At 56.5% G+C, this 7,951-nt stretch carries 11 protein-coding genes; 6 read left to right on the top strand and 5 right to left on the bottom strand.

The features are described 5' to 3' along the window. Positions 1-292: 292 nt before the first annotated feature. Both BUE09_RS20475 and BUE09_RS20850 read right to left on the bottom strand, forming a co-directional pair. Entirely contained in the window at positions 293-481 is a 189-nt protein-coding gene (locus tag BUE09_RS20475; protein WP_197675248.1) for a hypothetical protein, read from the bottom strand. Between the two features lie 51 nt (positions 482-532). Beyond that, complete coding sequence (locus BUE09_RS20850; protein ID WP_197675249.1) at positions 533-670, bottom strand: nucleotidyltransferase family protein; 138 nt, start codon at positions 668-670, stop codon at positions 533-535. A gap of 423 nt (positions 671-1,093) precedes the next feature. On the opposite strand from BUE09_RS20850, the gene BUE09_RS07915 reads away from it, so the two are divergent. From BUE09_RS07915 to BUE09_RS07895, 5 genes are all read left to right on the top strand, one after another. Then, positions 1,094-2,665: a flagellin N-terminal helical domain-containing protein gene (locus BUE09_RS07915; protein WP_073300259.1), complete on the top strand. Its 1,572-nt coding sequence runs from the start codon at positions 1,094-1,096 to the stop codon at positions 2,663-2,665. A 162-nt stretch (positions 2,666-2,827) separates the two neighbouring features. Beyond that, the gene (locus BUE09_RS07910; protein ID WP_231975581.1) at positions 2,828-3,109 is read left to right on the top strand and encodes a flagellar protein FlaG; all 282 of its coding nucleotides are present in this window, start codon (positions 2,828-2,830) and stop codon (positions 3,107-3,109) included. 67 nt (positions 3,110-3,176) lie between these two features. Beyond that, positions 3,177-4,610, top strand: a complete 1,434-nt coding sequence (gene fliD, locus BUE09_RS07905) for a flagellar filament capping protein FliD (RefSeq protein ID WP_073300255.1) — start codon at positions 3,177-3,179, stop codon at positions 4,608-4,610. A gap of 392 nt (positions 4,611-5,002) precedes the next feature. Beyond that, positions 5,003-5,389 (top strand): flagellar export chaperone FliS, encoded by a 387-nt coding sequence (gene fliS, locus BUE09_RS07900; RefSeq protein WP_045427943.1) that lies wholly within the window; start codon positions 5,003-5,005, stop codon positions 5,387-5,389. Positions 5,390-5,462: 73 nt separating this feature from the next. Continuing rightward, positions 5,463-5,756, top strand: a complete 294-nt coding sequence (locus BUE09_RS07895; protein WP_073300253.1) for a flagellar protein FliT — start codon at positions 5,463-5,465, stop codon at positions 5,754-5,756. A 328-nt stretch (positions 5,757-6,084) separates the two neighbouring features. Here BUE09_RS07895 and ppnP read toward each other — a convergent pair whose 3' ends face one another. Together ppnP and BUE09_RS07885 are read right to left on the bottom strand one after the other, a co-directional pair. Continuing rightward, on the bottom strand, positions 6,085-6,366 hold the full coding sequence (gene ppnP / locus BUE09_RS07890) for a pyrimidine/purine nucleoside phosphorylase (RefSeq protein ID WP_073300251.1): 282 nt from the start codon (positions 6,364-6,366) through the stop codon (positions 6,085-6,087). Positions 6,367-6,481: 115 nt separating this feature from the next. Further along, positions 6,482-6,823, bottom strand: coding sequence for a DMT family protein (locus BUE09_RS07885; RefSeq protein WP_019339363.1), 342 nt, complete (start codon positions 6,821-6,823; stop codon positions 6,482-6,484). A 141-nt stretch (positions 6,824-6,964) separates the two neighbouring features. Between BUE09_RS07885 and BUE09_RS07880 the strand changes: the two genes are divergently transcribed. Next, a complete protein-coding gene (locus BUE09_RS07880) occupies positions 6,965-7,216 on the top strand; it encodes a YkgJ family cysteine cluster protein (RefSeq protein WP_073300249.1) in 252 nt (83 codons plus the stop codon). A gap of 23 nt (positions 7,217-7,239) precedes the next feature. On the opposite strand, the gene BUE09_RS07875 is transcribed toward BUE09_RS07880, so the two are convergent. Next, positions 7,240-7,950, bottom strand: coding sequence for a glycosyltransferase family protein (locus BUE09_RS07875; protein WP_197675250.1), 711 nt, complete (start codon positions 7,948-7,950; stop codon positions 7,240-7,242). Position 7,951: the final 1 nt, after the last annotated feature.

The raw sequence follows: 7,951 nt of genomic DNA, 5'->3' as shown, positions 1-7,951 counted from the left end.
CGCACTGAAGTACCGCTCGCCTCGGGAGTTCAGGCGGTTGGCTGTAACATCAACTTAACAGGGTTGCGGTGTCCGGTTTGATAGGGGCAAGTCCACCCATCGTTTCTGGAGGTGGCTGCTTTTGTTCGCTGCGGACATAGACTGCGATATGGAAGCATAGCAGCGCGGCTCAGATTCAGAACCAGCACTTCCTGCAGGTCCAGATCACACAGTAACTCGTCGACATTGCCAGGAGTCTTGCTCCGCACTCTTTCAAGGCATCACACGAGCGAATCGAGCTTGCGCTCTACGATCAGCTTATCCATCGCTGCCTCCTTTCGGCGAGCATTCGCTCAACGTAGGGCATAAAGTCCCCATTATTAAAGATGTGTTTCGACACGAGCTGCGCATGCCGTTCCGATCCGCCGATGATGCGCACGCCGTGCTGAAGTATCTGCCCGAGCAAGGGCTCGCCAACCGCTGTCAGGTCAATAAGATCCACGGCACGTCCTGTCGCTTCGGCAATATCCGAGATGTATCTGCTGGTCAGCCGTCATGGCTGCGTCGCACAGACAGCCAAGTCCACGTCGCTATCACTGTGCGCAGTGCCAGCGGCAACCGAACCAAAAACGTAGGCCAACCTGATGTCAGGATGCTGTCCTAGAACCGCCTCGACTTGCCTAATCGTCATACAAACCTGCCGTAACGTAGGGCGGGTGAAGCCCGCCGTCTCGATGTCGATGAATTGCTACCAGTCTACAACGGACCTGTAGGAGGCGCGCCCCGAGGCGAACCAGCCTTTCGGCTTGCGCTGTGCCCAGTAGACGCAGCAGCGCTTCGGGATCGGGGCGTTTCACGCGCTGGCACGGTGCGTCATTAAAGAATCTCGCAAAGCGTCCGAAAACCTTCACAGGCAGGCTCGCTCCGTTGCGAATCGGCCGGTGTCGTACAGGTTGTTTTCGGGGTTTGCAAATATTTTCAACTGCCTCCTAAAGCTCACCGAAACGACGCCGATAAGCTAATCGAATGCGAACTCAATGGGTGCCTGGGCAAAAGCCGGCCCGGAGTCGCACGCTCAGGCAACCAAAGTAACTAGCGCCCTTGGAGGCACATCATGGCTCTTACAGTCAATACAAACATTGCGTCGCTCAACACTCAGCGCAACCTGAACAGCTCTTCCAACGCGCTTAGTACATCAATGCAGCGCCTGTCCACCGGTAGCCGCATCAACAGTGCTAAGGACGATGCAGCCGGCCTGCAGATTTCCAACAAGATGACCAGCCAAATCAATGGCTTGAACGTGGCGGTGCGTAACGCCAACGATGGTATTTCCATGGCGCAGACTGCAGAAGGCGCGTTGCAGCAGACTACCAGCATCCTTCAGCGGATGCGTGACCTTGCGCTGCAATCGGCGAACGGTTCGAACGGTGACACCGAGCGTAAAGCGCTGAATGGCGAAGTTGTGCAGCTGAAGAACGAACTAGATCGCATCGCGACCACCACGCGTTTTGGTAGTAAGCAACTATTCGATGGCAATCTAAAAGAAAACATTCAGGTTGGCGCTAATGCTAACGAAACCATCAACGTGTCAATTGCTAGCTTCCGCACTGTTGATATGGGTACGACGGCTGTGCGTGAGGCGACCGCTGCCAAGGTCAGTGCGGCGTCAACAACAGATGTTTCGCTGAATATCAATGACGCAGCAACTGGCGGCGTGACTGGTACTGCTAGCACTCTGGGTGGGACTGTCACCACTTTTGCTGCAGCTGACCGCTCATTCACAGTCAACGACACCGCAGTCACTCTGGTTGGAGCCACTCATACTAGTGCTGCTCTAGCTGCGACCAAGATTACGAGCGACCTAGCGGCCGATACTGATACTGCCAATCTTGAAGCAGTCGTTGGCGATGGTACTAACGGTGGCGCCGCGGGTGCGATTGTAATTCGCGAAAAAGCGGTTGGCCCGTTTACTGGCCAAGCGATTACTGTCGCTGGAACTGACGCAGCAGCAGTATTTGGCGCCACCCCCGTGTCGAGCACTGGGACAGCTACCGTTGCGGCTACCAATCCAAACAATAAGTTCAGCATTGCTGTAGACGGTGGGGCCGCTAAAGAGATTACGATTGACAAAGGCTCGTACGATAGCCTGGAAGCGCTTGCTGACAATATTAACCAGGGTATCGCCGGTGACTCTGATCTCAAAGGGAAGGTAAGAGCGACGGTCGATAACGGTCAGCTGCAATTTGTTCGCTCTGAAAAAGGCGCGGATAAAAGCGTGACTTTGACCGAGGTCGCGACTAACGGCGGACTGGCAAACCTGGGGTTTACTACGGGCGATACTGATGCCGGGTCCGATGCTGGAGCGGTTGATTCCTCCGTAGAGCAAATCGACATCAGCTCCGTTGATGGCGCGCAGGCAGCTATCGCGACGCTGGATGCTGCGCTGGCCGAGGTAGATACTACCCGAGCCAATATGGGTGCCGTTCAGAACCGCTTCGAGTCGACTATTAGCAACTTGCAAAACGTAGCAGAAAATACCTCTGCATCTCGTGGCCGGATTATGGACACCGACTTTGCAGCCGAAACTGCCAACCTGAGCAAGAACCAGATTCTGCAACAGGCTGGTACTGCGATTCTGGCCCAGGCCAAGCAGTTGCCGCAGGCGGTCCTCAGCCTGCTGCAGTAACGGCAGGCTAGCGGGCGTTAAGACAGGGAGGGGCCGATTGGCTCCTCCCTCGATTCATGAGAGGAAATAATCATGGACGTCGGAAGAATCGCAAGCGGCCTAATTAGGCCAGACACAGCAGCAACGAACACGCCCCCCGGTTCCGTCAAGGAAGCTGGGGGCTTGTCGTTAGAGGGGCTTCAAGAACCGCAACGGAACGCTGGCGGAGCTTCGAGTGTTTCGCGTGGACAACTGGAGTCTCAGGTCTCGGATGTACTGTCCCGGTTGCAGATGGTGCAGCGTGATCTCGACTTCAATATCGACGACTCTACCGGACAGGTGGTCGTCAAAGTGATCGATAGCGAATCAGGGAAGCTTGTGCGCCAAATTCCTTCCAAGGAACTGCTCGAACTAGCCGAGCGATTCGAAGAGATGCGCAGCCTGATGGAAGGCGTTAAGGCATAACGGCACGTATTTTGTAGCGCTTACGAAACGATGATGGGCGCGACGCTATTTTGGCGAGGTAAGTGATATGGCTGGAATTACGGGTATTGGTTCAGGAATCGACATCGATAGCCTCGTCAGCGGCATGGTGGCGGCTGAGCGAGCCCCGAAAGAAGCCCAACTAGCCAGGCTGGAAAAGCAGACCACTACCAAGATCACTTCGCTTGGCTCGCTTCGCAGCGCGATGAGTGCTTTTCAGACCTCACTCGAAGCGTTGAATAAGCCGGATCTTTTCAAGGCTCGCAGTGCTACCTCTTCTAATAAGGATGCCCTGGCGGCGACCGCAACCACCACAGCGGGTGCGGGTAGTTATCAGGTGGAGGTCAAATCTCTGGCGTCGTCCAGCAAAATTGTCTTGGGGGCCGTTGCTGGTGAAGACGCCCGTCTGGGCGCGGGCAGTCTTGAAATTGCAATCGGGGCATCCGAGCCGATTAAGATTACCGTGGCCGAGCCGAACAATTCGTTGGCGGATATTCGAGATTTCATCAATAAAGCCGGTGCAGACCAAGGTCTCACTGCCACTATCGTGACCGATACACAAGGGCAGCGGCTGATTCTAAGCAGTAGTAAAACGGGTAAAGACGAGGATATTTCCGTTGTAGCGAAGCCGGCATCAGGTGAGCCGAATCAGAGCCTGTCGCTGCTGGCTTTCGATCCGAAAGCGGAACCGCTATCGGAAGATCATCCTGATTACGCAGCCTCAGCCAGAGCAATTACCCAAGCTGCGAGTGCGGAGCTCACAATCGACGGGCTAGCAGTGGTGAGTGCGACTAACAAGGTCGAGGGGGTCATCGAAGGCGTCACGCTGGAATTGAAAGCCAAGACTGAGACGGACAAGCCGTTGACGGTTGGGGTGAGTCTGGACAAGTCGGGCGTGACATCCAACGTCCAAAAATTCGTCGATGCTTATAACAAGCTGATGGGGGTCATCAGCAGCGAGACGAATATCACTCAGGTTGCTGATGGAAAACCTCCAGTTGTTGGCGGACTTGTCGGTGATGCAACGGCGAGGACTGTGCAGCGAAGCATTCAAGAAGAGCTTGCACGGGTGTCCGATGGTAAGTTCCGGGCTTTATCGGATATTGGGGTGACTACCCAGCGGGACGGGACGTTGAAGGTCGATTCTACGAAGCTGGACAAGGCGCTTGCTGATAGCTTTGAGGATATCGCCGGATTATTTACTGGCGAAGCCGGTTTGGCGACCCGCTTGAGCGACAAGCTCAAGCCCTATACCGAGACCGGCGGCGTATTGCAGCAGCGCCACGAGGCAATGACCGGCACTATATCGAGCATCGACAAGCAGAAAGAGGATCTCACCCGGCGCATCACCTCTCTGCAGGACCGGCTTTACAAGCAGTTCAATGCGATGGATCTGCTGGTTGGGCAGTTGGCCAACACGTCAAGCAGCCTTATTGCTTCGCTGGAAAACCTGCCGTGGGCGGCGGGTAATTCCAAAAGATAAGCGGTTTTTTAGCGATTTCGGTGGGTTGAAGCCCACCCTACGTTTCGACACCCTGTAGGGTGGGCTTCAGCCCACCAGCGGAGCGCCCACGACCTATCTCAAACGGTTAACATTGGTCCGATAGCGGACTCGACTATGCGTTACGCTTACCGCTCTGGTCTCGGTGCGCATACTTCGGAAACGCAGCCAGCGGCGCACCGAATTGCCAGTCCTTACTCCGGTGATCGGCGAAGAATGGTCCGGTCCGCCAAGCTGGTGAAACTCTCCACTAATTTCAATCCGCCGCCGAGGCGGTTTTTTATTACAGCGATTTATCCAACTGCTATCAAGCTTGAGCGACCTCGACCGATAAGCTGTACATGCAAACTTGATGCGGCAAGGGGCTTATCTATATGTACGCAATGTCAGCAATGAAGCAGTATCAGCAGGTTGGCGTGAAGGCTCAGGTGACAGAGGCCGATCCGCACCGTTTGATTCAAATGCTGATGCAGGGCGGGCTGGATCGTATCGCTCAGGCCAAAGGCGCCATGGAGCGTGACGCGTTTGCTGAAAAGGGTGTGCTGGTCGGCAAGGCCATCAATATCATTGGCGGCTTGCGCGATGCATTGGACAAGAGCATCGGTGGTGAGCTGGCTGAGAATTTGGATCGCCTCTACGAATACATGACGATGCGTCTGTTCGAGGCAAGCCGGCACAACGATATCGAAAAGCTGAATGAAGTAGGCAGGCTGCTGGGTGAGATCAAAGTAGGTTGGGATCAGATTGCGCCGAAGGCGTAAGTTAGTTGTCCTCCTAGCCTTCTGCGGATTGGTTTCCAATTTACTCACCATGAGCTGACAAACGAGGATGGCCATGTCGTCACCCAAGCAAGCGTTCGCATTACTCGCAAATAGGTTGCGCGACGCTTTTGCAGCGGGCGATTGGGAAGCCATTGCGCTGCTGGATGAGGAGTGTCGTAGTTTGGTGGCCGCGCTAGGTGAGGAGGATGCTTCTGACGCGGAGCTGCGCGAGCAACTGGCCGAGCTATCACGGATCTACCGCGAGCTCCAGCAGGCTGGTCAAGCGGAGCGAGAGCGATTGGCTGGTGAGTTGATGCGCTTGAACCAGTCGAAGCAGGTCAATCAGGCGTACAAGCCGCTGGGCTGAAGCGGTCGGGATCGATGTCTGTTTCCGGCTTTGGTGGGCTGAAGCCCACCCTACAGGTGACGTAGGTTGGATTGGCCGACGGAGTAGTCCTAGGTTCGGGTTGGTGCGGTTGCGGTGCAGGCGCGAGGGGCGTGGGTCGTTCGTGGTCAACGCTGGAAGTGGCTCCGGCCGTTCAACCTATGCAACGTGAATCACTGTGCCGCGGCTTGGTGGGCTGAAACGGAGCGCCGCCCGGCCCACCCCACGGCTACAGGCGGCGTAGGGTGGATGGCGCTTTATCCATCCACCGCAACGACGTTCCGGACTGCCCCATAGCAAAAGTGACCGCTTAGCGGTACTCGCACAAGTAGGCAGTCGCCTCCGCCACTTTCAGCTGAAACTTGCTGTTGGCCGGTACGGTGAACTGGGTCCCTGCGCCGAAGGTTTCGTAGTTCTCGCTTCCCGGCAGCTTAACGTCGAGGCTGCCTGCTACCACGTGCATGACTTCCAGCTGATTCGTGCCGAACTCATATTCGCCAGGCGCCATGACGCCGATGGTGGCGGGGCCCGCTGCCATGTCGAAGGCAATGGATTTGACGGTGCCGTCGAAGTATTCGTTAACCTTGAACATTCGGAAAATCTCTAAGGGATGGAAAAAGGGTGGCCAGTATGCCGAAGCCGCTGAACGCCGTCATCACGCCGTATAGCGACACGACACACTGCGTAAAAGCCCGTCGAAACGGCTGCTATGAGCGAAAGATGAAGTAAACCGCCCCCAGCAAACACAACCCGGCCCACAGATAGTCGAGCTTCAAGGGTTGCTGCATGTACAGCACGCTGAACGGCACGAAGATGGCGAGGGTGATGACTTCCTGCATGATCTTCAGCTGGCCGATCGATAGCTCGGTGTAACCGATGCGATTGGCCGGCACCATGATCAGATACTCGAATAGCGCGATGCCCCAGCTGATCAACGCGGCTATCAGCCAGGGTTTACCATTCAGCGTCTTCAGATGACCGTACCAGGCGAAGGTCATGAACAGGTTGGAAACGCAGAGCAGGGCAGCAGTCTGAATCCAGATAGGCATAGGGCACTCCGGGGCGGTGGCGAATCCTATTGGCTCTCCCTATGGCCTCGCAAGTATCTGACGAACGCCACTGAGCGATAGTGCGTTTTGCCGGGGCGGCGATTATGATCGCCGCCCCGTTATTTCATTTCGGACGTTGAAATGAATTGCCGTCCCGGTTGCGGTGCCTGTTGTATTGCCCCATCGATCAGTTCGCCGATTCCCGGTATGCCTTCTGGCAAACCGGCGGGTGAGCGCTGCCTGCATCTTTCCGAGCGAAACCTCTGCGGGCTATTCGGCCTATCGTCCAGGCCTGCTGTTTGTAGTCAGTTTCAGGCCGATCGTGAGGTTTGTGGAGACTCTGAACAGGAGGCCATTCAGCTGCTCGGGTGGTTGGAGCAGGCGACCGCCTAATCCCTTTGGCGTGTCAGTGGCAGTTACCGTTTCGGGACTGTCTTTCTGGCATACAGCCGCGCCAGCGTGAAGGGCGACAGCTTGAGCATGAACCCAAGGGCTAGCAGACGGTTTTGGCAGGCGCGGCGCCACCAGCCGTCCCGCTGCCAGCGGCGCGAGCTTACCCCGAGTCCATGCTCGATGCGGCGAAACGAGCCATGCCTGCGCAGCCCTTTGACCAAGGGCACTTCCTCGAAAAGCGGCCAGGGCGCGTGTTGGCCTACGGCGAAATAGGCTGTCCGGCGAGCGAAGATGCCTTGATCGCCATAGGGCACGCCGACCCGGTTTCGCCACGCGACCAGGCGTTCGATCAAGCGTCCCTGCCAACTCTTGGCATCGCTGAAGCGAAAGGCGAAGTAGCCTCCCGTAGCGCCTTTCTCTATGGCCTCGCTCACGGCCACCAATGCCTGCCGGTCCAGATCGGCGTCGGCATGCAGAAACCAGAGAGTCTCATGCGCCGAGAGCGCGGCCCCCTGGCGTAACTGCTCGCCTCTCGATGGTGTTGCCGATGACCACAGCGCATCGTGGTTCCGGCACAGCGCTTGGCATCGCTCACTGACAGCCGCATCCACTACGACGATTTGCAGCGGTATTCCGGTTGCTGACTCAGCCAGACGCAATTGCAAAAGCAGCCGATCAAGGTGCTCTTCGTCGTGCAGGCACGGGATGATCACGCTGATCCCTGATGAGCTCACC

The sequence above is a fragment of the Stutzerimonas xanthomarina DSM 18231 genome (assembly GCF_900129835.1).
In the GTDB taxonomy this organism is placed as follows: Bacteria; Pseudomonadota; Gammaproteobacteria; order Pseudomonadales; family Pseudomonadaceae; genus Stutzerimonas; species Stutzerimonas xanthomarina.
This window is presented reverse-complemented; position numbering and strand designations above follow the sequence as displayed.